Source organism: Pseudomonas sp. GW821-FHT09C08 (assembly GCF_059418125.1).
On record NZ_JBWKPG010000001.1, the window covers coordinates 1,032,266 to 1,052,249 of the forward strand.

A 19,984-nucleotide genomic window follows, 5' to 3' on the forward strand; every position below is an offset into this window, starting at 1 on the left:
TCGATGGCGGGTTCGTGGGTTTGCCCAATGGGCGGGATCAGTTCGTGTCGGCTCGGTACAAGAACGAGACCGGGACGGTGTAGGTGGAATCGCCGGTGATGCCGGGGCCGGGGTCAACTGGCGACATGGTCACCACGGTGACCGCACCCTTCGTGTCCCTGGCGTATAGCGGGAACAGATCGGTCAGTTCAGCCACTATAGGGTTCGTCTTGGTCTTACCCGTGCCCGCCGGCGCGATGACGCTCACCTGGAAGACCCCGGTGAACAGCCGGTGATCACCGCCGAGCGTATTGCTCGCGGTGTCGCCCGGGATAGTGAAGGCTCGCAGGTAGGTCTCGCCCGCCGCCGGCGTGTACGCCGTGTTCTCGAAAACGATCTTCAGCTTCTCCGCCCTGGCAGCGCTCCATGCGACGAGCTTGGCCTCGTAGATCGAAGTGATGATTGCGTGACTCATACCTGGTTGTTCCTGATGGCCTCCAGCACGATCTGCTGAAAGCGAGCCACGGTTACCCGGACCATGCCGCCGGGGGCCTGGGTCGAATGGCCGAACTCCAGCGGAATCGCGTAGGGCAAGTTGTTGACGATGAAAGCTGTCTGCCCGGCCTTGAACTCAATAGCGCCCGCCACAAGCCTAGCGGTTGCCTCGGTTCCTGTCGGGTCTGGGTGAATACGGAAGCTGTTGTCGACAGAGCCGATGGAGAAATTCCAGTTCGCCCGAAAGCGGCCGCCGACATAGTCCTGACCGGCCACCAGGCCGTTCACGTTGAAATTCTGGTCGCGCTCAGTCTTTGTCAGCGGCTTGGCATACTTCACACCGCGCTTGAGGTTGCCCGCCTTCGTGAAGTTCGATTCGTTCAGGTTGATGAGCGTATTGCGGACGGCGACTTTGAAGTCGTAGTCATCAGCAGCGCGGGAGTTGGCCTCGCGATGAGCAACGTTGGCGGCCCATATTTCAGGGTTGCCCACCGGCGACATACGAATGATGCTGCTACCAATCTCGATGATGATCTCGCGCAGGCTCGCGTCGATGGCTTCGCTGGTCTGCGCGGCGAACTCAGCCAGGCTCAGGGCGAAGCTGCCGGACTGTCCGGCGCCTGCCCGGCTCATGACCGCACCTGCAACTCATACAGGATCGGCGTGCCGGCGGGGTTGACCTCTTTCAATGGCGGGACGATTGACCAGGTGCGGCCTTGGGCTACGACTTTGTCGAGCAGACCCGGCACCCAGGTCAAACCCTGCGCGGCGATCTTGAGCTTCTTGTCGCCCTGCCTGATGAGGCTGTTGTTCTGGAATTCGATGCCGGTGAAGTCGAGCAGGATGCCCTGGGCGGTTTGCTCGACTGTTGCCCCCGGCGCTTCCCCGCCCGTCTCCGGGTCATACTCGCCCGGCTCGGTCTTGCTGATGGTCACAGGCTGGCCGAACTCTGTGATCATCTCCAGAGCCATCACGGCCATTTCGTCGTAAAAGGCCATGATGGTCTCCATTACAGCTATGCGCGCACTGCGAACAGCCCGCGCTTTTGTAGGTAGTCGGCAAACTGCGTAGCGCTAGGCCGGTCCGGGGCCGCCGGCAACAGCCGACCACTGGTGTTGGAGATCGTGGCGTACTCGCGTGTTACCGCGCCTTCGACACGCTCCAGCGTTACAGCACCCTTTCGCTTGTCGATTGGGTCGATGTCGTCCTGATGAATCTCGGCTGCCAGGGCCATCTGGCCGTACTGAATGCGCGCTGGCAGGTAGTTGTCTGGCTTGATCTGGCAGTCCAGCTCAACACCCCGGCGCGGCCAGGCCAATGCCTGCTCGCTGCTCATCTTGCGGCCTTTCCAGGTCTTGCCATCCATCGCCAAGGCAGCCCGGCGAAGCAGCGCTTCCTGCTCGGGAACGCCTGCGGGAATGGCCGTGCCGAACTTCACGGCATACAGGGCCAGGTCCTCGGCGCTCGCATAGCTTTCGGCGTCAGGCTTGCCGGTACCGTCCTCGATGATGAGTGTCATGCGTCAACTCGCTGGAATGTTTTGATGAGCGGCTGCCGGATCACCGACAGCCTGCAGTATTACTCCTTGGGCAGCTCAGCGACGAGCTTTTCCAGGGATTCTTTTGAGGCGTTGGCCCGATACTGAATCTTGGCTTCGTCGAGCTTTGTTTTCAGCGCCGCGATTTCACCGGCCTCATCAACCGGCGGCGCGAGGGCAGACTTCTTCAGCGCTTCAACCTCGGCGCGCAGCGCGTCGACAGTCAAGGCCAGGCCATCACGCTCAGTGGTCAACTCACCAACCGAAGCATGGATGGTGCCCAGCACGTCAAACAGGCGCAACGCCAGTTCGCCAGACTCTGGACGGTGGATTTCGCCAGCCTCCAGGCCGTCGACCAGCAGAACCATTGCGCCACTCTCGGCTTTCAGAGCGGCAAGCAACTGAGACAGCTCTTCAGATGCCACCGCCTGCGTGCCGACAACAACAGACTCTGGCAACGCAACCACCTCAACATCGACGCCAGCATCTTCGTATGCCGTGACGATCTCGGGATAGTCACCAACCACGGTCACTGCCGTTGCATCGCGCTCAATGCTGCGGAACAGACCCGGGACGCGGTAACGCTTCCCAGGCTCAAAGCCGTCAAGCTGGTTTGTATAAACGAGTTTCATCGGAATCTCCGTGGCGGCCATCGCTGGCCGCTTCTTGGGGTGGTTATCAGCCGCCGACTGGTGGCGTGGTGGTGAGATTGATCATCACGCCGGCGGTGACCTTGTTGCTGTCCGAGTGCTTGACCCAGTTCGCAGCAGAGCCGACGGCGGCCAGAGTCGGGTTGGTACCGCCCGTGGTTTCCTTCCAGCTGTAACCCAGCACGTCGATGTTGACGGTGCCCTCGGCGCGGTAACCGATAGCCAGGTTTTCCTCGTCGTTCACGTCGTAAGAACGGAACCCCGGGGCCTGGGACTCGGTGATCACCACGGCATTCGGCAGCAGGCCGAAGATCGCATCCACTGGCGCCTTGTCGGTTACCAGCACCGGCTTGCCCAGGGTGCCAGGCAGGCCGCCGTAGATCACGACGCCCGCTTCTTCGTAGACCTTGTTCGCGATTGCTTCATCAACGATGTCGAAATAGGCAGACGAGTGCATGACCCACAGCGCAATGCGGCCAAACTTGTCGCCGAATTTGCGCATGCCACGGGTCAGGGTCTTCTTGCCGTCGGTTTCGATGTTGGCGGACACCACCATCGCAGCGTTGGAGCCAATGGCGGCCTTGAGCGCGCCGGTGGCGTACTCAATGAAGCCTTCGATTGTGGCGTCAGCCACGTCTGCGCCGATAATCTGGGAAAACTCATCAACCGCACGACCGCGCCGCTTGAACGCTTCTTCGGTGGTCTGGTACGGGCCGTATTTCCACGGAGCCTTGACGCCCACAGCTTCGCCGGCGCCAATTTTCTTGGCGGTGACCTTGCCATCGGAGTTGACATCGCGGTGTTCCAGACCGCCACCGAGCTTGTAGAAAGCACGCTTGCGGAAGTCGCCTTGGATCAGTTCGTTGTCGAGGACGATTGCGCCGTTGGACGATGCGTTAAACACGTCCAGGTTGTCCTGGATGCGCTCCAGGTATGCGGTCTGCGCCTCATCGTTGTAGATGATCAGGTCGCTGTTTACAGTCGTTGGCATGGGTCTTTCCCCTTACTTGGGCAATGCGAGATATGCGGTTTGGCCGTGCTTGCGCTGGAAGTCGCGCTTCTGCTCGGAGGTCATTTCGGAGCGCTTGGATGCAGCCTGGCCGCCACCCCCGCCCGGGGCTTGTGTCCCTGAAGCCCTTGGCCACAGGTGGGGTGCGCTTTCGCGCAGAGACTCGGCCCATTCGAGCGGAGTCAGAGGGGTCTTGCCGTCTTTGCCGAGGATGGTCTGGCCATTCTCGTCAACAGCGACCGCTTCGCCCTCTTCATTCAGTGAGAACACGCCTTTGGCGCGCAAGATGATGTCGTCGGTTGCTTCCGGCAGTGCGCCGGCTTTCAGTGCCGCGCCGCGTACCGAGTCGCCCAGGACTTTGCCCTGGAACTTGGCAGCGAAGGCTTCGGCCTTCTCGGCGCGGCCGGCGAGCGTCTTCAGTTGCTTGTCGTGCTCGCCACGCAGACGTTCGGTGCGCTTATTAAACACCTCGTCCACCTTGCCCTCGGTCAGCAGCTTGGTTTCTTCATCCTGCCCGGCGCGGCTGAGCAGGCCTTTGACTGCGTCGATGTCGATGCCTTCAAACTGTGTTTCAAACTGGGTCAGCTTGCCGGAGGTTTCCTTCAGCTTGCCCAGCAGTTCCGAGTTCTTGGTTTTCAAACCGGAAACGGATGCTTCAACGGCAGTCGCGATAGCGGCCTTGATTGCCGGGTTTTCCAGGTCGATTTCGTTTTCTTCTGCCACGTTGATGCCCCCCTTGGGTTTGTTCGCCCGCTTTGCAGGCATAAAAAAACCCGCCGAAGCGGGTTCCGTTGCGTTTTTAGTTCTGAAGCTTTTCAATGCCGTTTTTAACGAGGCAACTGAAATGGCATCAGAAGAGTCAAAAGATAAGAACGAGACGGACTTGAAAAGCGCGTTCAAAATCGCGGCAATTTCGTCTGCAATCACGCTCGCTGGAGTGCTAGCGACAAACGTCACTTCTTGGATTAGCAGCGCGCAAACCACCAGATCGAGTGAAAGACTCAGCTGCATTAGCCGACTCGACAAAAGAGAGGAGTATGCCCGGATAAAAAGTGACGCCTTTATGGCCTCTTTAGCATCGCTTACGACCGGCAGTGCCTCACAGGGCTTTGCAGAGAAAAAGGCTGCTTACGTAGAGGCGTTTTCCATAGCAGGCTACTCGCTGATGTTGCTGACCAAGTCAAACCTAGGAGAGAAATCAGGTGAGCTCTCTGATTGGTTAACAATTAGGGTTGCGGACTACAAGTCATTTGAAAAGCCCGTTTTCATAAAAGAAGAGTACGAGAAACTCGTAACAGAGTGGAAAGACGCGTACTACCAGTACATGGAAGATCTGGATACCCAAAGAAAAGACTGCTGATCAAAATCAACCAATCACATTCCCGCCCGCTCAAAAGCCAGCGGCTCCAGATTCTTCATCTGCACCAAGTTCAGCGGCGCGAAGTTGCGATCAAGCTGCAGCTCGGCGAAGCGCTCGACGGTCAACCCGCCCTCCCGGAACAACTTAGCCCGTACTGGGCCGATGGCGATGTCCTGGAACGATGCTGGCTGCTGCTGGAGCCAGTGGTAGTAATCGAGGTCAGCACTCACCTGCTGCCCGCCGTCAGCACCCACTGAAGCCCGGGTAGCGCCTTTGGCGAACATGGCGCTGAGTTTGGTGAGCAATACGAACGTCGTACGGCAGTTCGGGTGGAACGGGGGCCTTGGCCCGGAATCCACTGGAAACTTACGCTTGTCCATTGAGCGGCATTGCTGGCTGGTCTTGCTGTCCAGCGTGGCCACCATCTGGATCTCTTCCACGATATCCGTGTTGGCCTTGGCCACCTCCATGCGCGCCTGGGACGATACATGCTGAATCGCGGTGTGCACGACCGTGCTGGCATTGCGGTTGGTAGTGGCCAGGATGCCGTCTTTGTATCCTGCCGCCTTGGTGCCGCGAATGTTGCGGATGATCTGGAAGTTCGTCTGCCCTTCGAAGAAGCCCTGCCGGATGGTGCCGGTAACGCGTTCACGCTCTGCACCGGTCCAACCCTTGATAAAAGCCTTCAGTAGCTTCCCGCCGTCAGTGCCACGCACGCTGAGCGGGTTCGTTAACACTGCTGTGCGGATCGCCGCAGCCGTCGGTGCGACCACATCCAACGACACGCCAACCGGCGCCGATCTGGCAAGACTGGTTGCCTCGAACTCGGCCTCGTAGTTGGCGATATCCACCAAGTCGAGGTTCAGTTGCGCGCTGTAGCGGTCGAAGATGCCCAGCAATAGACTGTCGACTTCTTTCAGCAACGCTTCCAGGCGCTTCGTGTTGTACTCGGTCAGGTCTGACTTGGTGAGCCGGTCACGGATCGAACGATCAATCTCCTTGAGGAAGGGTGCAAACTTGCCCACCTCCCCCGCCTTGAGCTTTTCAAGGAAGACCGCGTGCCGGATCGTGGCGTCAAGGATTGCTTGGTTTGCCGCCATTTTGTTTGTCCTCGTCGTCTAGGCCCAAGCCGTCGCCCTGCTCTTCCAGTTCGCCGTCGATCTGCAGGTCTGTACGCTCAGGCGCAATCAGGCCTAGCTTGCGCAGGTAGGCCCGAAGGTCTGCCTTGGCGAAGCCGCCTTGCTGCCACAAACCAACCAACGCCGTGATCATCTGCGGATCAGCCGTGAGTTCGACAAACTCCTGATTCACCTGGTAGGCGACCTTCTTGTCTGCAATGCCCATGTAGGCGCAGCACCACATGATCGCCCGGGTGTAGGCCTCGCTGACGTTTGCCACGCAACCGGCCAGAACCGAAGTGGATGCCGACTGATCGCCGCGGGACTCCGTTGCGGTCTTGGCAGCCAGTGACGCCACCACCATCCGTGCACCCAGTTCGATCATCATCTGGTTCTTGTCGGCCATAGCTTCCTTGACCAACGTGTTCGGCAGTGGTTGCGCGTAGCCGAACTGGCCGCCGGCCGGCAGCATCATTGGCGCCCTGGAGCCGACATAGACACCGTGCTTCTCCATCCAGTCGCGCCACTGCTCATCCAAACCACTGATCCATGGCTGGGCCTGGCCACACCAGAAGACGCTGTCTTCGTAATCGGCACTGTTCCGGTAATGGCCCAGGTTGATCATGGCAATGTCGTACAGCGGCGACTCGTCGATGCTTGGGTCGTTGTTCTGCGCGCCGACAAAAGTGAACGGGATCTCCTTGAGACGCCCGGTGACGCCTTCCGGCCTGAACTCTTCGATGACCGCCAGCGGCCCGCCTCCTTTCGGACCGGACCGGCGCCAAACACGACAAACAAACCCGTCATCCTCAAGCGCCAGTTCCCGGTACTGCTCAGCCGTCTTGTAGCCGAAGCCATCAGGGATTTCGGGAGACTCGCGCAGCACTACCAGAGTAAGCACGCTGTGACCGTTCACCATGCCTGTGCGCCAGTTGATGATGTCTTCAGCGCAATAGGACAGGATTACCGAGTGCCCGCCGATACCGTCGTCCTGGTGATAGTCGACGTACAGACCGTGCCGACCAGCTTCAAGCACCTTTTCAAGCGTTCCCTGGGAGTGTTGATAAATGCTCACTCCAGAGCCGTTGGCGTTGTCTTGCAGGTATTCCAGCTTCTTTGGCACCGTGAGTGTCGGGTCTTTATGGAAGGCCAGACCCAGCAGCCCGTTACGGGTGTGGCCAGTGGCGTTCTTGAAAACTGCGCGCTCGCGATAGGCCTTGTTCCGGTCTTCGTTCTCCGGCGACTTATCGTGTGCGTTGATGTACGGCAGCCGATCTACTACCCGGTGCTGACCCGCGCAGACGTCGCGAACGGTCGCCCAGCGGTCCAGCACTGCCGTGTATTCCGCCCGCTTGAAGGAGACGTCGTTACTCATCGGGCGTATCCCATTTTGATAGCGGTGACCGGTTTGATGATCGGGTACTCGCGGTGGATGAAGTAGCCGCCGGCGTCGTTCGCGTGATCGATGCCTGCGGTTTTATCTGGCTCCCCGTTCGCACCCCACACCTGCTGCTCCAGGCCATCGGCGTAGGTCGGGCAGGTGAAGGGGTTGATCAGGTAGCGGCGCTCGCCCTGCGCATTGCAGAAGACGGCGTTCATTGCGTTGATTCGGTCCTTCACCGGCGGGTTTGCCGCTGGAGCGATGACCGAGAACCCGGCCTGTTTGAGCATGGCCAGGTCGGTAATGCTGGCGTTCACGGACTTACGTGAATCACCCGAGGCATCCGGGTAGATCCTGATCTCGCAGGTCTTCTTGTAGTCATTGCCGTCGTGCTGCCAGTAGCGCTCTTTGATGCGGCGGATCATGTCGGGCGTGTCGTAGCCGTCGATCAGCTCATCCACGGCCCTAGGCAACCCCTGGTCGCGCTTAACGTGAGTAATCGCCGCCATCTTGCCGACGTTGAAGTCCATCCCGATGAACAGGGGCTCACCAGGTTGCACGGTGTCGAAGCACCCGTTGAGCTTGCGGTCGTAGGCGGTGTAGATCGTGCCGGATGTCAGATTGACAAACTGGCCTTTGAGGTACGCCATGATCAGCTGCGGCGGATACGACTCCATCAGCGAGGCGATGTAGTCCTCCGGCAAGTTCAGCTCGTTGTCGAAGGTGCTGGCCTGCACCAGGCCGTACATCTCCTTGAGCGACGGCTTGTCGCGCAGCTGCTTCACGAACTGCAGGAAGACGAACTTGAAGCCCTCCGGCGTCGTGGTGACGTCCACACCGTTCTTCAGCCCGGGCAAGTTGTAGCGCATCCGGGCGATGATCTTGCGCCAGGCCTGCTGCGCCTTGACGGCAGTCAGCACGTCCAGTTCATCCACCAGGGCATGGCCAATCTTGAAACCGACGATGGTCTGCGGTTTCTCCATCGACCGGCAAATCACAGTGCCGCGGTACTGCCGGCCGCTGTAGATGTGAACTTCGTGGTTCGCCTGGTTGATCTTGGTCTTCAGCCCCCAGTCGTAGGCCACCTCATCCATGGTCGGATAGAAGATGTCCCGGATCTGAGGGTAAGTCGGTGCGAAGTAGCCAGCGTTGACGCCAGGCCATTCCATGAAGTGTTTGCTCAACGCCGAGCATCCCACCCAGGTCTTGCCCGAGCCGAACCCGGCAACGAACGCACGGAACTTGTGGGGCAACGTGAGGAACTGAGCCTGCGGAACATTAAGGCTCGGCATTCGGCTTCCTCGCATCCACCACATCGACCTGGATGCGGGTCGGAATCAACGGCTCGTCGCCGACTTCTTCCTTCCTGGCCCGGTTGACGTAGATGTCGCCGGTTTCCTTCGCGGCCTGCTCGAGAATCTGCATGGCCAAGCCGATGTTCTTCATCGTCTCGGCCTTCTCCACGAAGCGGTTCATGGCGCGCAGGCGGAAGGCACGGTTGGCAATGGGTATGTCTTCAGTCTCTTCGCGGAAACGCTTTCTGGTCTGCTCAAAAAGGGTCTTCCATCTGTCCGCAAGTTTCTTACCTGAAACCTTTGTCGGGTCGTGTGATTCGACCTGCTGGCGGGTGATGCTCAAGCTGAATTCTTTATGGACCGCCTCAACCACCTGAGAAGGCGTATCGAAGCAAGCGAGAGCCTGTACTACAAAGGTCTTCACCTCACTGCTTAGAGCTGCCATAGGCGTTCATCCGTCCAAACCTGTCCAAAATCAGGCCGACTTGAGCAGACAGGTTCCGCAGGCCCTCGCAATGTTCAATTTCCCCACCTCAGCAGGACTGTTTGCAGCATCCACCAACGCTTGAACGTCAGGGCTTGCACCGTAGCGGCGGACAACTCCGACGAACTCTTCAACGTCGTGGCCCTGTAGCTTGATCTTCGGTGCACCGTCTTGGGTGAATGCTGGTTGACCGTATTTGTCGGTCGCGTGAGCCAGGTGATACAGCTCGTGTTCGATCAGGGCGCAGAACTCAAGGTCGCTGCACTGGGCGCAGTAGTCGGCAGCCAAGGTGATGATGAAGGCGGGCACGTCGCCGAACCAATCACGCATCTGTTGCTCCATCCGGGCTTTCTGCCAGCCGCCGGCACGGAACACGACCTGTTCGGCTTGGCCCAGGACTGTGCGGCTCTGCTTCTCGAAGCTCGACGAGGCCCACATGACCCGGATGTCTGCATACAGCAGGTGAGCATGGTCTTCGTTGTGAATGCTGCCGGTGTCGGCAAGGATCTCGGTTTGGAGCCACTCCCACACCTCAGGCGCAGGGATAAGTCGGATGCCGAAGTCGGATAGGTCCGACAGCTCAAGCAGTGACAATGGAGGGTAAGGCCTGTCCATGGATCACCTTGAGCTTGCAATAGTGGCGGCTTGCCGGTATCAAGCGACAAGGAAATTAATGATATGGAGCGCAATATGATTCTATGCACGGACAAATATGTTGTACCGCTTTGTGACTATGCTGAAGGGATCACGAAAAACGATACCGATGTGATTTTAATCCTTTCATCGCAGTCCGCCCTCCGCCTAGCCAACGAACATTTTAAAAGAGATGACGACCCAGGTCCTTACCTCAATAAAATCAATGATTTCGAAAAATTTTTAGATCGAATCCCCCAAGAACATGTACGTTTGCCTGTCATTTTCTTCCACTTCTCCTACCACATCATTTTCCAGAGCGGACGACACCGCACGACCGTGTTTGCAGGCATTAATCAAACCGTTCCTGTTTTGACATGCAAGCGTATGGCCGATCAACTGCAAAATCATTGGGGTAGCCAAGCTCAAGCTCGTGCTGAATACGATTTTTCCAGTTGCACTACCCAAACCTTCATTGGAAATCCTTGAAACGTTGACTGTGGTTTTAACCGGGAGGGCCAGCGACTCTCATACGCGCCACGATTTGGCGCATTCGAAAATGTGGCGCGGATTATTGCGATACGCGGTTGAGGGCTTCGTCCGCTTTGTCGGCAGCCTGGGCCGCGGTCGTTGCGGCCTTCGTGGCCTTGTCGGCAGCAGTACCGGTTTGGCGGGTCAGTTCTTCCAAGCGCTTGTCCCGCTCAGTCATCGCGGTGTCGTACGCCTCGCGAATGCCTTTCACCTGGTTGCTCTGGCTCTCAGCGAGAGACCAATAGGCGGCCTGATAACCAAGAACAGCTCCACCACCAACCAGCACGACGGCAATCGCCCAGACTTCGGCCCGGCGCCACCACCGGCGTGCGATAAATTCCAATGCGCATCTGTCCATCAGGCGATTCCTCCCAGCTTGGTGCGCAGGCGAGTAATCTCGTCGCTCTGTTGCGTCACGCGGTCAGTGAGTTGGGCGACCTGGCTGGTCAGCGCCTCAATCTTGCCTTCCATGCGCCCAACGGCGGCTGCAAGGTCATTCCGCTCTTTCGCGAATTGATCGGCGCGGGCCTCGGCTTCTTTGCGGGCGGCGCGCTCTTGGTTCAGCAGCTCGTTCAGGCGCTTTAGCGTGCCTATATCGGCGCTGTCCATTGCCCGGTCGGTTGCGTCCTTGGAGAGAAACCTGCGCAGCCAAAGAAGGCCACCCAATACTACGGTGGCGCTACCGCCCAGCCAGGTAGCTGTGCCTGGGCCGAGGTCAGTAGGATCCATCGTCACTCCATGTATTGTTGTTCTCCCGATCAAGGAGAGAAGGATTAAATAAGGCCTTTCGGCAGAACAATCAGACAAGTCCTACATTTTTTGCGCAGGACTCATGCAATTAATCCCACGGATACAGGAGCCAATCAAAAGGGATACCCATTGCTAGTCATAGCCAACACACCCAATAAACGCCTATACATCGGTGAAGAAATCCAAATCAAGGTGATCAAGGTCGAAGGCGTCACCGTGTCTCTAGGGGTCAACGCGCCTAAGAACATGCGGATTGTTCGATCAGAGCAAGACGGAAGCGCCTTCGATGATCGCTCTATTACCTCCGCAGTGGAGGCTTTGAAATAGGTCAGCCCCGGCGGCACTCCCTGCTCAGTGCGAAGGGTGTGGCGGGGCCGAAAACGAAAAAGCCCAGCTCGATGGCTGGGCTTGTCTAATAAGTCTTCTTTACTTTTTGTATGGTGATAACAAGTCAGCTCCCGCCCAGGTAAGACGCCACGCAGCGGCATCCTTGATGCCTGGGCCATCTGTCCTCACTCGCGCCTCGATGAACCCCGCTTCACGCAGCATGTACATGGCAGCTTTTACTTGGTCATTCAAGCGATCACCCAAGACACCCTTCTCTTTTAACTGCTGGTGAATCTGGCTATCGGTAACTTCATCCCCGAGCGGCAGTGACTCGATTGCCTTCAGAACAAATTCAACAATGTATTTATCGCGTTTCATGCCACCACTCCTATCAAGCTCAAATCCTTAAGTGTTCGAGCGAAACAAGCGTAACAACTTGATGGCAATATGGCATCTCAGAATGAGAACATAAAAGCCGGCGCTTGGCCGGGTTCAGAATAAGTGGGGATGGATGGGATTCGAACCCATGGTCGCCTTGGTATAGCCCCGTAGCGGGCACCTCAACGACTAGCTGCCGGTGCGGTATCTATGCGCACTCATTCAACCTTAAGCCGCTCGGTCACCGCCCCCAGAATGCAAAAAGCCCCGCACAGTGGCGAGGCTCTTAAGTGTCAATCCCTAACGCGCAAGATCGACAGGATGGGTAAATACTCTCTCACTTTCTCACTCATTGCAATGGCTATTTGCTACGCCGCGCAACTTTCGATAAGCCCCTCTGCGTCGAGCAGCTCCTGAGCCGCAGTGAGCGCCTCATTCACCTGGTCATCCAGCGTCTTGCGGATCCCTGAGCGCCACCGGTACCGCGTCGATTCCGGCTTGCCGTCATTGTCCCAATTGGTGATGTCATACCAGGCGGCCGGCAGCACAGCGGCGGAACGTTTTCCCTCGGCACCGGCAACCTGCGGAATAGCCCACGTCAGCACAGCGCACTCACGAAACCGTTTCGGCGCCGGCGACTTTACCGAATTCAGCAGCTCCAGGATCGCGCCGTGCTTGCGCTCCTCGTGGGTGGAGTACTTGGCCACCAGTGCCCGCCAGTGCGCCGGGGTAAGCGCCTTATGCAGCCGACCGAACACCCAGCAGTCTTGGAGAAACGCCGCCTCCTTGCCCACGATCTCCCCCTTCTGCTTGGCACACTGCACCTTGGGCTCAAAGTCGCAGCCGCCGGCGGAACTGATGGTCTCGGCCGCGAGGGCTCGAACTACTGCTGAAACAACGTTGCGATAGGTCATGCGGCTTCCCCTTTTTTCAGCTCTCTGGTCTTTGCGCGGTATTCGGCCTTGATGGCCTGCAACTGCTCGATGGTGTAGCGCTGGGGCTCGTGAGGCCCTTCCAGCCAATCCACTTTGTCGACACCAATGCGCTTCACCAGCTCCAACCGGTAATTCACGATGTCGCCCGACTTGTGGTTGTTGCACGGCGCGCACTGGCGCCACACATTCAGCGGCTCAAAGCGAAGCTCAGGGTTGCCGCCAACGGTGCGGTAATGCCCGGCGTGCCACTGACCGTTGTGGTGCCGGCCACAGCTCACACATGGAAGGCCGATGTCCCGCTCACGGACCCAGGCGTTGAACGCTGTCTGTGCCTCTTTCATGTGCTGGGCACGTGACTTGATCTTCACTTTCGCCGCGCGCAGCTCCTTGCGGCCGATATCGGCCAGCGACTTACGCGCTTTGGCCTGGTTCACGTCTTTGATGGCCAGGCCGCACTTCGGGCTGCATACGGCCTGGCCCAGGCGCTGCGACGGAAAGCTGATGCCGCATGCTGGGTTCTTGCACTTCTTTGGTTTGGGTTGCTTGGCGATCATGCAGCCTCCTTGCTGAGTAGATCAGTGAAAACCACACCTTGGCCTGTGAAATAGGCGGCGATGCGGTCGGTGTAATTGATACCCTGGGCGCGATTGAACAGGCTGGTCACCGGGAAACCGTCGGGGCCGAACAGATGACACTCCCCCATCATGGCCAGCTTCGTTTCGTAGGGCAGATGACGCATGACCCGGTACCACTCGGCCTGAAAGCCAGCATCTTCATTCAGCAGGATCTGCACGCCGAAATGCAGCTTGCAGTAGCGTCGGGCGTCAGCCGCGTCACCGATCTGGGTCATTTCGGCGATGCGCTTGTACATCCCGAACCACAACCGATTTTGGTCAAGCGTGCGGTCCTTGCCCGGGCGCAGGGAGACCACCACGAACTTCTTGTCGCGGTACATGGCGCTCAACTTGGTGATAGCCTCAGAGAGCTTGGCCTGGCAGTTCACGCTGATTTTGTCGGTCATGGCGCCGCCCTCTTCGCTTCCAGTTCCTGAGCTTGCTTGATGAGCAGCGCCCTGCGATCCGCCAACTCATTTGCCGCGTCAATCCGCATTTCGGTTTTCCGTTCGGCACTGGCCTTGCGCATTTCCAGCATCGAGTTTTTCACCAGTTCCAACTTCTGCCGAAGCTGGGGCTCTGGCCGTGTGACGGTGCCAGTGAGCAAGCCGGCGATGGCGCGACCGTCCTCAGTGATCGGCTCGACGCTCAGGTCTGCCAGGTACTTCTGGCCGCGCTCACGAGGAATGCGCTTCAGCTCCATCGCCTTGGTCACAGCCTGGATACGGCGGTTGGCGTCGAAGCCCACGGACACGTGCCAGTTGACTGGTTTCGCATCCTCGCGGGCCTGGCCCACGAACCTTTGGTAGGCGTCGATGAACGCCATGCGCGCACCGATTTTGTCGCCACCATCCAAGATGGGTTTCGCAGCGGCAAGCGCCAGCTGGATCTCGTCGGTCAGCACCACGGTTTCAAATTCATCGTTGGTGGTCATGGCGATGGCCCAAGCCTCGTCCTTCCCAGGGCGGCCGTCGGAGGTTTGGACACGCTGCAGGATGTCAGCCATAGCCAGCTTGCCCTTCACTTCGAAGCGACAAGCCTTCAGCGCGGCCTTGACGATGGGCACCGGGTAAGCGCAAAGGTCCTCAGCCATCATCGCCGCGGTGCCTGGGTTCATTTCCTGTCCCATTGCCTCGGCTGTGGCGCAGATGGCGGCGGCCAATCCGGCAACCTGCTGGTCATTCATTTCAAAGGTATTCATTGCGGTCACCTGCTTGGCGTTTGGCCAAAACCATCTGGGCGGCCTGTTCTGCTGCGGAGTGGTTCGCCTCTGTCCGTTCCATCTGGCGGGCGGTTGTGCCGTTGATGCGCTGACCGGTCACCCACTGGGTGTGATAGCTCTCAGCGTTGGCCAGCAGCTCGTTGAGGCTGTGGCACTTGCGCAGCACAGCGGCGTCGCTGGTTTTCAGGAAGTGGGCAGCGACGTGGTGGGCGACGTCGGCGCCGAGCCGGTCAACCAGTTGGCCGAGCTGGCCACCGACCTTGGCGTTCCACACCGGCCAAGCGCTGTAGCGCTTGCGGTAAGCCATGGCGTAGTTCGCCCAGACCTTGAAGGTTTTGCAGGTCTGGTCTTTGGGGCCCGGCATGTCGGCGGGGATCTCAACCCGTGGGGCATCGGTGCGATCAACCACTAGCACCAAGCCGCGGGACTGAGCCGGCACAACCTCGGCGGAGGCCGGGGGTGTAATTGGTTCAATGACCGGTTCCATGACTGGTTCAAGAGAGTTACTGATTCTGGGTGCAGCTGCTGCACTACCCCCTGGTGCAGGAGATTCACTAGGGGGTGAACCTGCTGCACTACCCGGGTGAATCTTCTGCGCTACCCCTGGTGCAGGAGGTGCACCACCCCCGTCGAGGGTGAGGAAGTAAACGTTCGACGAATTCCCCTTCGGACCACCCTTCCGGATTTCCTTGCGCAACAGTCCCGCCTCACACAAGGCTGTGATGTGATTCATGACAGAGCGCTTGCTGATCTCACACTGGTCGGCGATATGCTGATAGGACGGCCAGCACTCGCCTACGTCGCTGGCGTTGTCGGCCAGCTTGATCAGGACAAGCTTGCGCAATGGATTGCCGACGCGAAGCTTCATTGCGGCGACCATAAGGCCCATGCTCACGCTGCACCTCGAACTGCTTTATCGTGCGTGAACAGGCCGTCCCATGTCTGCTTCATGGGCAGCTCGCCAGCCAGGTACAGGTCGTATAGGCGTGCGGCGCCCTTCTTCAGCAGGATTGGCGTGTAGGAGATGAATGGGTCTTTTCCGTGAGGGGTGACTTCGACCTGGTGCTCGGTCATGTACTTGTCACGAGCGTACGCCCCAACACGGTGACGGATGCCGGACTTGCTCTCGTTGTAGAGCCAGCTGCGTGCTTCCAGGTACTTGCCCACCTGCATGACGTTGACCCCATTGAGGCCCTTGCAGAACTGGGTGTGGGTCATACCTTCCTTGAACAGATTCTCCAAGGAATGGATCTTTGTGGCCTGCTGCTCGACCTGGGCGGTGAGCATCAAGCGGGCCTTTTCAGACTCCATGGCGATCTGCAGTATTTCGATAGTGGAGAGCTGCTGTGGTTTCGCAATCTGCTCCTCCAGCTCCCTCCACCGACGAACAACTGCCAACCGCATTCTGGCGCTGTAGCCGGTAAGCAGGGTGTCAGTCATCTCCCTGTCGAGGTTGAAGCACGGGAGGAAGCGCCCAGTGCTGTCTTTGTACTGGGCTGAATATTCAGCCGAGTCGATTTCCAGTTCTACGAACATTGCGCGGATGTCGGCCAGCACGTTCTTGTGCATCTTCCGGGTCAACTCAGAAATTTCTACAGACGACATAGTTCGCGCCACGTTTTGAGATTGCGGAAAACGTGGCGCGAGATTGTTGGGGCTATTGATCGATTCTGTGTGTTGGTGCATGATTCGCTCCAGTTGTTTACCGCTGTAGAAAAAGCCGACCTCGAACGTCGGCTTTTTTGTGCCTGGCAATCAGGCGATGGATTTCAAATTCGGCCGTGCGTCCTTCATCAGCTGCTCAGCCTTGCGCCCTAACTCCCCCGCCTTCGCCTCAACCTGGCGGCATTGCTTCGCGAACGCAGGCAAGTGCGGCAGGTCCTGCTCGCACATCACCTGGTCGTCGAACACTTCGCTGCCGGTGTCGATCACATCGCCCAGGGCGCGGATCAGTGCGCCGAAACTTTTGTTCGCGCATTGGTCGCTGGTCATTTGGCGGGCACCGGTCAGACCGTGGCGGCTTGCCAGCTCGTTTACGCAGTGGTCTCGAAATTCAGGCTCAAGGGCGTTGACCCACGACTCTTCCAGCCAGGACGGCATTTCCTGATCGCCAGACAGCCATCGCTGAACACGCTTGAGCCAGCGGCCGGTCGCCTTCACAAAGTCGGACACGTCGTTCTGCAAGGTAAGCGCGGCGAAGTCAGGCACCTCCTTGGCAATGGCCTTCTCCGGGCACGACAGATGCAGTTCGCGACTAAGCGCCTGCGCGAAGTCGTCCTGGCTCAGGCTGGTGCGTGCGATCTGATTTGCAGCGTGGGCGACCAGCACCTGATCACGGGTTTGTACGGTGTGTCTGGAACTGGACGTTTGCATGGGGACTGCTCTCTTCTAATCTGGCTTCAATGGATCGGCGGATAGGGATGTCAGGCGGCTGTCTTTTGTACAGAGAGCTGGCACGGAAACGGTCGAACCTCTTCCGCAGTCAGCCTCCCGTCTTCGTGTTCAATTACCAGGATCTCCCTGGAAGCCTTTAGGGCTTTGGAAATGGCTGGTGCGCTAACGCCAAGGCCCTTGGCGACAGCGGACTGACCAATTCGCTCAACCAGTTCTGGCAGTGGCGTCTTCTTCATGTCGTTGCCTCAGCAATATTCGTCAGCCCAATATTAACCGGCGGTTAGTTTTGTAGCAATACCGCCGGTTGCCGCTTTTAAGTTAACCAACGGTTAAATTTCACGGATGAGCAAAAAGAAAGAGTTATCACCCGAACTGAAAGCCGAGTGCGAAGCAGCCAAGGCGTTATTCGTATCGAAGAAAAATGCGCTTGGGCTTACCCAGGCGAGCCTTGCCGAGGCCGCGGATATTTCTGCGGCAGCTGTCGCGATGTATCTAAACGGAACCAATCCACTCAATCCAAAATTCGCGGCAGTGCTATCCCGTCTGTTGGATGTGCCTGTTGAGAAATTCAGCAAACGACTTGCGAAAGAGATCAGCGGGCTGACAAGCGGAGGGGAGGGATCGGCCGGCGCGGGATTTTCTGCTGCTGAATTGGTGCGACAGATGTTGACGAAGCAGGGAAAGGGACTTTCTGAGGAGTCTCGTCGACGCCTACTTGCTGCCGCTGAATCGGATGACTCGACGGAGATCAAGTATTACCAGCCTGGGCAAGTAGGTGACGAGGTGTGGATTGCTCACTACGACGTGCGCGCGGCAATGGGCGGCGGGCAGATCCCGCACGAATACCCAGAAATGCTCCAGGACATCAGGGTCAGCCCGAAGCACCTGCGTGACCTGGGCGTCACCTTCAAAGAGCACTTCCACCTCAAGATGATCACCGGATGGGGTCAGTCAATGGCCCCGACGATCAAGGATCGCGACCCCTTGCTCGTTGACATCACGATCCGGGAGTTCACTGGGGACGGGATCTACCTCTTCTCCCACGACGAGATGCTGTACGTGAAGCGCCTTCAAAAGAAAGGCAAAGACCGCTTCAAGATGATCTCGGACAACAAGCACCACGATCCTGAGGACATCCGAGTGGATGACACTCATATCCTGGCCCGGGTTCTTTACGTGTGGAACGGGCAACCGGTGTAAAATTCCGGCTGGGACAAGCCGGCGGTGTATGCGGATGAGATGAGGGTGGGAAGGATTGAGCGGGGAAGGCTGAGTGACTCACTTAAATTAAGGCGCGTGTGCTGCTTGTTTGGAATGCGCATTTGCTATGAACTACTTTGTGCAGTTGGGCCGAGAGAGAAATCATAGTTCTTGGATGAACCACGCTACTGAATTGATACTTCACCTTGCGTCGTAGTCATGGCTACGTAAGCCATTAAAGAATAGTGATGTGTGACTGACGCTCAAACAAATAGGTCAATTTTCACCGAATAACTCAAAAGGAAGAATTGATGCACCACGAAGGATTTGAAGAACTGAAAAGAGAACTCGAAAAACAACGAGCCGAGCGCCTAACCGTTCCCCCGAGATTCTCCTTCAAAGAGCATAACGTCTACAACTTCGATAGACTTATGAACTTCTTCAATTGGGATATTCATAACACTCCAGTCGAAATTGATCTAACTCAGTGCCACACCGCAAACTATCAAGCCTTATCCCTTCTTGCAATTTATGGATGGCAGCTCAAAACTCAGGGATGCAGGGTCACTTACATTGAAAATGACAGGGGAACTGGCGCAAGCGAAATGTGGAGAAGCATGGGCGCGCGCGGCCTGTTCCCCGTTCTTTTTAATGAAGAGCAACAATTTAAAGGCCATCAATTCAAACCATTGTTTGCCTTGAGAAACGCGGACGATTTTGGATCGATCATTCAATCCGCGGAGAGTTACACAAAAGGCTTCAACGTTGAGTATGAAAACACCCTACGCTATGTTCTTAGCGAACTCCTATACAACACCATGGAGCACGGAACATGTTATGAAGGCAATACTCGCATTCCTTCCCTTGTGCAATTCACTTGGTATAAAAGCAGAAATGAAATCCAGTTCATCATTGCGGATCTCGGAATCGGAATAAAAAAACACGTAGAGCAGGCTTTCCCCCCCTTGGAAAGCGACGAAGAGGCCATTGAGTTTGCCCTCCGCGCTAAAGTTTCTGGCACATTTGGGAGTGCTGACCCATACAAGGCAAAAAATAATGCCGGCATGGGGCTTTACATATCCTCAAATATCATTCGGCGCCTCAACGCCGACATGCACGTCTTGTCGCGCAATGGCCTCGTACATATCTCCCCGAGAGATGTAACCCAAAGAAAACTAAACCACCCATGGCCAGGAACCTTGGTGCTTGTATCGCTACGACTTGAGCAGAACACAACCTTCCTTTTGCACAAGATGATGCAAGAGTTTCGCGATTCAGCAGACAAAGAACAAAAACTAGGTGATAGCAACGAGGAAAATGGTCGTTTTGTAATCGGCATATTCAACTTCTTTGGAAAATATGCGGAAGACAAAGAGGCTGCAATACGATTCCGCGACAAACGAATTTTCCCAGCAATTGAGGAAGGAAAATCCATCGTCATCGATTTTGACAATGTTGTTAGTTCGCCTCACAGTTTCCTGAGCGCCCTACTCGCATCGCCGATAAAGATTCTCGGAATGGCTGCCTACAAAAAAATAAAGGTCGTAAACGCTGCACCTGAAATCAGAGAAACCATCGATTTCATCCTCGACGACAACACTTGACAAAAGCCCAATACCCGACCATAAAAGGTTGTCGATGCGAAAGGAGTCGCCCTTCCCTCGATCTCCGGCGAAATGCCTACCCGAAAAG

28 protein-coding genes are annotated in these 19,984 nt (G+C 57.3%); 5 read left to right on the forward strand and 23 right to left on the reverse strand.

Annotated features, from left to right (window positions below; genetic code table 11):
• Positions 1 to 37: 37 nt before the first annotated feature.
• Genes AC07OJ_RS04225 through AC07OJ_RS04255 form a run of 7 tightly spaced genes read right to left on the reverse strand, consistent with a single transcriptional unit; the run spans position 38 to position 4,393 of the window.
• Entirely contained in the window at positions 38 to 454 is a 417-nt protein-coding gene (locus tag AC07OJ_RS04225; RefSeq protein ID WP_495094024.1) for a phage tail terminator-like protein, read from the reverse strand.
• Positions 451 to 1,107 (reverse strand): hypothetical protein, encoded by a 657-nt coding sequence (locus AC07OJ_RS04230; protein ID WP_457266465.1) that lies wholly within the window; start codon positions 1,105 to 1,107, stop codon positions 451 to 453. Before AC07OJ_RS04230 ends, AC07OJ_RS04225 begins: the two co-directional genes overlap by 4 nt.
• Positions 1,104 to 1,472: a hypothetical protein gene (locus AC07OJ_RS04235; RefSeq protein ID WP_457266466.1), complete on the reverse strand. Its 369-nt coding sequence runs from the start codon at positions 1,470 to 1,472 to the stop codon at positions 1,104 to 1,106. Before AC07OJ_RS04235 ends, AC07OJ_RS04230 begins: the two co-directional genes overlap by 4 nt.
• Positions 1,473 to 1,489: 17 nt before the next feature.
• On the reverse strand, positions 1,490 to 1,993 hold the full coding sequence (locus AC07OJ_RS04240; protein WP_457266467.1) for a DnaT-like ssDNA-binding protein: 504 nt from the start codon (positions 1,991 to 1,993) through the stop codon (positions 1,490 to 1,492).
• 59 nt (positions 1,994 to 2,052) lie between these two features.
• Positions 2,053 to 2,643: a hypothetical protein gene (locus AC07OJ_RS04245; RefSeq protein WP_495094025.1), complete on the reverse strand. Its 591-nt coding sequence runs from the start codon at positions 2,641 to 2,643 to the stop codon at positions 2,053 to 2,055.
• Between the two features lie 46 nt (positions 2,644 to 2,689).
• A complete protein-coding gene (locus tag AC07OJ_RS04250; protein WP_169918319.1) occupies positions 2,690 to 3,652 on the reverse strand; it encodes a major capsid protein in 963 nt (320 codons plus the stop codon).
• A 12-nt stretch (positions 3,653 to 3,664) separates the two neighbouring features.
• Positions 3,665 to 4,393: a hypothetical protein gene (locus AC07OJ_RS04255; protein ID WP_212614244.1), complete on the reverse strand. Its 729-nt coding sequence runs from the start codon at positions 4,391 to 4,393 to the stop codon at positions 3,665 to 3,667.
• Positions 4,394 to 4,733: 340 nt separating this feature from the next.
• Here AC07OJ_RS04255 and AC07OJ_RS04260 point away from each other — a divergent pair, with 340 nt between their 5' ends.
• Positions 4,734 to 5,030 carry a hypothetical protein gene (locus AC07OJ_RS04260; RefSeq protein ID WP_495094026.1) on the forward strand — a complete coding sequence of 99 codons (297 nt, stop codon included), beginning with the start codon at positions 4,734 to 4,736 and terminating at the stop codon, positions 5,028 to 5,030.
• A 14-nt stretch (positions 5,031 to 5,044) separates the two neighbouring features.
• Here AC07OJ_RS04260 and AC07OJ_RS04265 read toward each other — a convergent pair whose 3' ends face one another.
• The 5 genes from AC07OJ_RS04265 to AC07OJ_RS04285 are packed head-to-tail and all read right to left on the reverse strand — an operon-like array spanning position 5,045 to position 9,923.
• Positions 5,045 to 6,130: a minor capsid protein gene (locus AC07OJ_RS04265; RefSeq protein ID WP_495094027.1), complete on the reverse strand. Its 1,086-nt coding sequence runs from the start codon at positions 6,128 to 6,130 to the stop codon at positions 5,045 to 5,047.
• The gene (locus AC07OJ_RS04270; RefSeq protein ID WP_495094028.1) at positions 6,105 to 7,523 is read right to left on the reverse strand and encodes a DUF4055 domain-containing protein; all 1,419 of its coding nucleotides are present in this window, start codon (positions 7,521 to 7,523) and stop codon (positions 6,105 to 6,107) included. Before AC07OJ_RS04270 ends, AC07OJ_RS04265 begins: the two co-directional genes overlap by 26 nt.
• Positions 7,520 to 8,821 (reverse strand): terminase large subunit domain-containing protein, encoded by a 1,302-nt coding sequence (locus tag AC07OJ_RS04275; protein WP_495094029.1) that lies wholly within the window; start codon positions 8,819 to 8,821, stop codon positions 7,520 to 7,522. Before AC07OJ_RS04275 ends, AC07OJ_RS04270 begins: the two co-directional genes overlap by 4 nt.
• On the reverse strand, positions 8,808 to 9,269 hold the full coding sequence (locus AC07OJ_RS04280; protein ID WP_495094030.1) for a DUF2280 domain-containing protein: 462 nt from the start codon (positions 9,267 to 9,269) through the stop codon (positions 8,808 to 8,810). The genes AC07OJ_RS04275 and AC07OJ_RS04280 overlap by 14 nt, the downstream gene beginning before the upstream one ends.
• Positions 9,270 to 9,299: 30 nt before the next feature.
• Positions 9,300 to 9,923: a putative metallopeptidase gene (locus tag AC07OJ_RS04285; RefSeq protein ID WP_495094031.1), complete on the reverse strand. Its 624-nt coding sequence runs from the start codon at positions 9,921 to 9,923 to the stop codon at positions 9,300 to 9,302.
• A gap of 63 nt (positions 9,924 to 9,986) precedes the next feature.
• On the opposite strand from AC07OJ_RS04285, the gene AC07OJ_RS04290 reads away from it, so the two are divergent.
• The gene (locus AC07OJ_RS04290) at positions 9,987 to 10,430 is read left to right on the forward strand and encodes a hypothetical protein (protein ID WP_495094032.1); all 444 of its coding nucleotides are present in this window, start codon (positions 9,987 to 9,989) and stop codon (positions 10,428 to 10,430) included.
• 82 nt (positions 10,431 to 10,512) lie between these two features.
• Here the strand turns inward: AC07OJ_RS04290 and AC07OJ_RS04295 are convergent, their stop codons facing one another.
• Together AC07OJ_RS04295 and AC07OJ_RS04300 are read right to left on the reverse strand one after the other, a co-directional pair.
• The gene (locus AC07OJ_RS04295) at positions 10,513 to 10,830 is read right to left on the reverse strand and encodes a hypothetical protein (protein WP_309254804.1); all 318 of its coding nucleotides are present in this window, start codon (positions 10,828 to 10,830) and stop codon (positions 10,513 to 10,515) included.
• Positions 10,830 to 11,201, reverse strand: a complete 372-nt coding sequence (locus AC07OJ_RS04300; protein ID WP_025856073.1) for a chemotaxis protein — start codon at positions 11,199 to 11,201, stop codon at positions 10,830 to 10,832. The genes AC07OJ_RS04295 and AC07OJ_RS04300 overlap by 1 nt, the downstream gene beginning before the upstream one ends.
• 150 nt (positions 11,202 to 11,351) lie before the next feature.
• Here AC07OJ_RS04300 and AC07OJ_RS04305 point away from each other — a divergent pair, with 150 nt between their 5' ends.
• The gene (locus tag AC07OJ_RS04305; protein ID WP_495094033.1) at positions 11,352 to 11,549 is read left to right on the forward strand and encodes a carbon storage regulator; all 198 of its coding nucleotides are present in this window, start codon (positions 11,352 to 11,354) and stop codon (positions 11,547 to 11,549) included.
• A 99-nt stretch (positions 11,550 to 11,648) separates the two neighbouring features.
• Here AC07OJ_RS04305 and AC07OJ_RS04310 read toward each other — a convergent pair whose 3' ends face one another.
• The 9 genes from AC07OJ_RS04310 to AC07OJ_RS04350 all read right to left on the reverse strand — a co-directional run bounded on the left by AC07OJ_RS04310 (position 11,649) and on the right by AC07OJ_RS04350 (position 17,328).
• On the reverse strand, positions 11,649 to 11,927 hold the full coding sequence (locus AC07OJ_RS04310) for a hypothetical protein (protein ID WP_495091607.1): 279 nt from the start codon (positions 11,925 to 11,927) through the stop codon (positions 11,649 to 11,651).
• Positions 11,928 to 12,295: 368 nt separating this feature from the next.
• A complete protein-coding gene (locus tag AC07OJ_RS04315; RefSeq protein ID WP_305453984.1) occupies positions 12,296 to 12,841 on the reverse strand; it encodes a hypothetical protein in 546 nt (181 codons plus the stop codon).
• Positions 12,838 to 13,416 carry a recombination protein NinG gene (locus AC07OJ_RS04320; RefSeq protein WP_495094034.1) on the reverse strand — a complete coding sequence of 193 codons (579 nt, stop codon included), beginning with the start codon at positions 13,414 to 13,416 and terminating at the stop codon, positions 12,838 to 12,840. Before AC07OJ_RS04320 ends, AC07OJ_RS04315 begins: the two co-directional genes overlap by 4 nt.
• Positions 13,413 to 13,883, reverse strand: coding sequence for a hypothetical protein (locus AC07OJ_RS04325; RefSeq protein ID WP_071486906.1), 471 nt, complete (start codon positions 13,881 to 13,883; stop codon positions 13,413 to 13,415). Before AC07OJ_RS04325 ends, AC07OJ_RS04320 begins: the two co-directional genes overlap by 4 nt.
• Positions 13,880 to 14,677, reverse strand: a complete 798-nt coding sequence (locus AC07OJ_RS04330; RefSeq protein ID WP_495094035.1) for a hypothetical protein — start codon at positions 14,675 to 14,677, stop codon at positions 13,880 to 13,882. Before AC07OJ_RS04330 ends, AC07OJ_RS04325 begins: the two co-directional genes overlap by 4 nt.
• Positions 14,664 to 15,593, reverse strand: a complete 930-nt coding sequence (locus AC07OJ_RS04335) for a helix-turn-helix domain-containing protein (protein ID WP_457266482.1) — start codon at positions 15,591 to 15,593, stop codon at positions 14,664 to 14,666. The genes AC07OJ_RS04330 and AC07OJ_RS04335 overlap by 14 nt, the downstream gene beginning before the upstream one ends.
• Positions 15,590 to 16,384: a Rha family transcriptional regulator gene (locus AC07OJ_RS04340; protein WP_495094036.1), complete on the reverse strand. Its 795-nt coding sequence runs from the start codon at positions 16,382 to 16,384 to the stop codon at positions 15,590 to 15,592. Before AC07OJ_RS04340 ends, AC07OJ_RS04335 begins: the two co-directional genes overlap by 4 nt.
• Positions 16,385 to 16,453: 69 nt before the next feature.
• On the reverse strand, positions 16,454 to 17,071 hold the full coding sequence (locus AC07OJ_RS04345) for a DUF8585 domain-containing protein (protein WP_495094037.1): 618 nt from the start codon (positions 17,069 to 17,071) through the stop codon (positions 16,454 to 16,456).
• Between the two features lie 50 nt (positions 17,072 to 17,121).
• The gene (locus tag AC07OJ_RS04350; protein WP_315412988.1) at positions 17,122 to 17,328 is read right to left on the reverse strand and encodes a Cro/CI family transcriptional regulator; all 207 of its coding nucleotides are present in this window, start codon (positions 17,326 to 17,328) and stop codon (positions 17,122 to 17,124) included.
• A 106-nt stretch (positions 17,329 to 17,434) separates the two neighbouring features.
• On the opposite strand from AC07OJ_RS04350, the gene AC07OJ_RS04355 reads away from it, so the two are divergent.
• Positions 17,435 to 18,292: a S24 family peptidase gene (locus AC07OJ_RS04355; protein ID WP_495094038.1), complete on the forward strand. Its 858-nt coding sequence runs from the start codon at positions 17,435 to 17,437 to the stop codon at positions 18,290 to 18,292.
• Between the two features lie 311 nt (positions 18,293 to 18,603).
• Entirely contained in the window at positions 18,604 to 19,896 is a 1,293-nt protein-coding gene (locus AC07OJ_RS04360) for an STAS-like domain-containing protein (RefSeq protein ID WP_495094039.1), read from the forward strand.
• The last annotated feature ends 88 nt before the right edge of the window (positions 19,897 to 19,984 follow it).

Bases quoted from the DNA above. Each gene is read 5' to 3' on its own strand.
- AC07OJ_RS04225 (WP_495094024.1), bottom strand. From the start codon at position 454: ATGAGTCACGCAATCATCACTTCGATCTACGAGGCCAAGCTCGTCGCA.
- AC07OJ_RS04230 (WP_457266465.1), bottom strand. From the start codon at position 1,107: ATGAGCCGGGCAGGCGCCGGACAGTCCGGCAGCTTCGCCCTGAGCCTG.
- AC07OJ_RS04235 (WP_457266466.1), bottom strand. From the start codon at position 1,472: ATGGCCTTTTACGACGAAATGGCCGTGATGGCTCTGGAGATGATCACA.
- AC07OJ_RS04240 (WP_457266467.1), bottom strand. From the start codon at position 1,993: ATGACACTCATCATCGAGGACGGTACCGGCAAGCCTGACGCCGAAAGC.
- AC07OJ_RS04245 (WP_495094025.1), bottom strand. From the start codon at position 2,643: ATGAAACTCGTTTATACAAACCAGCTTGACGGCTTTGAGCCTGGGAAG.
- AC07OJ_RS04250 (WP_169918319.1), bottom strand. From the start codon at position 3,652: ATGCCAACGACTGTAAACAGCGACCTGATCATCTACAACGATGAGGCG.
- AC07OJ_RS04260 (WP_495094026.1), top strand. From the start codon at position 4,734: ATGGCCTCTTTAGCATCGCTTACGACCGGCAGTGCCTCACAGGGCTTT.
- AC07OJ_RS04265 (WP_495094027.1), bottom strand. From the start codon at position 6,130: ATGGCGGCAAACCAAGCAATCCTTGACGCCACGATCCGGCACGCGGTC.
- AC07OJ_RS04270 (WP_495094028.1), bottom strand. From the start codon at position 7,523: ATGAGTAACGACGTCTCCTTCAAGCGGGCGGAATACACGGCAGTGCTG.
- AC07OJ_RS04275 (WP_495094029.1), bottom strand. From the start codon at position 8,821: ATGCCGAGCCTTAATGTTCCGCAGGCTCAGTTCCTCACGTTGCCCCAC.
- AC07OJ_RS04280 (WP_495094030.1), bottom strand. From the start codon at position 9,269: ATGGCAGCTCTAAGCAGTGAGGTGAAGACCTTTGTAGTACAGGCTCTC.
- AC07OJ_RS04285 (WP_495094031.1), bottom strand. From the start codon at position 9,923: ATGGACAGGCCTTACCCTCCATTGTCACTGCTTGAGCTGTCGGACCTA.
- AC07OJ_RS04290 (WP_495094032.1), top strand. From the start codon at position 9,987: ATGGAGCGCAATATGATTCTATGCACGGACAAATATGTTGTACCGCTT.
- AC07OJ_RS04295 (WP_309254804.1), bottom strand. From the start codon at position 10,830: ATGGACAGATGCGCATTGGAATTTATCGCACGCCGGTGGTGGCGCCGG.
- AC07OJ_RS04300 (WP_025856073.1), bottom strand. From the start codon at position 11,201: ATGGATCCTACTGACCTCGGCCCAGGCACAGCTACCTGGCTGGGCGGT.
- AC07OJ_RS04310 (WP_495091607.1), bottom strand. From the start codon at position 11,927: ATGAAACGCGATAAATACATTGTTGAATTTGTTCTGAAGGCAATCGAG.
- AC07OJ_RS04315 (WP_305453984.1), bottom strand. From the start codon at position 12,841: ATGACCTATCGCAACGTTGTTTCAGCAGTAGTTCGAGCCCTCGCGGCC.
- AC07OJ_RS04320 (WP_495094034.1), bottom strand. From the start codon at position 13,416: ATGATCGCCAAGCAACCCAAACCAAAGAAGTGCAAGAACCCAGCATGC.
- AC07OJ_RS04325 (WP_071486906.1), bottom strand. From the start codon at position 13,883: ATGACCGACAAAATCAGCGTGAACTGCCAGGCCAAGCTCTCTGAGGCT.
- AC07OJ_RS04330 (WP_495094035.1), bottom strand. From the start codon at position 14,677: ATGAATACCTTTGAAATGAATGACCAGCAGGTTGCCGGATTGGCCGCC.
- AC07OJ_RS04340 (WP_495094036.1), bottom strand. From the start codon at position 16,384: ATGCACCAACACACAGAATCGATCAATAGCCCCAACAATCTCGCGCCA.
- AC07OJ_RS04345 (WP_495094037.1), bottom strand. From the start codon at position 17,071: ATGCAAACGTCCAGTTCCAGACACACCGTACAAACCCGTGATCAGGTG.
- AC07OJ_RS04350 (WP_315412988.1), bottom strand. From the start codon at position 17,328: ATGAAGAAGACGCCACTGCCAGAACTGGTTGAGCGAATTGGTCAGTCC.
- AC07OJ_RS04355 (WP_495094038.1), top strand. From the start codon at position 17,435: ATGAGCAAAAAGAAAGAGTTATCACCCGAACTGAAAGCCGAGTGCGAA.
- AC07OJ_RS04360 (WP_495094039.1), top strand. From the start codon at position 18,604: ATGCACCACGAAGGATTTGAAGAACTGAAAAGAGAACTCGAAAAACAA.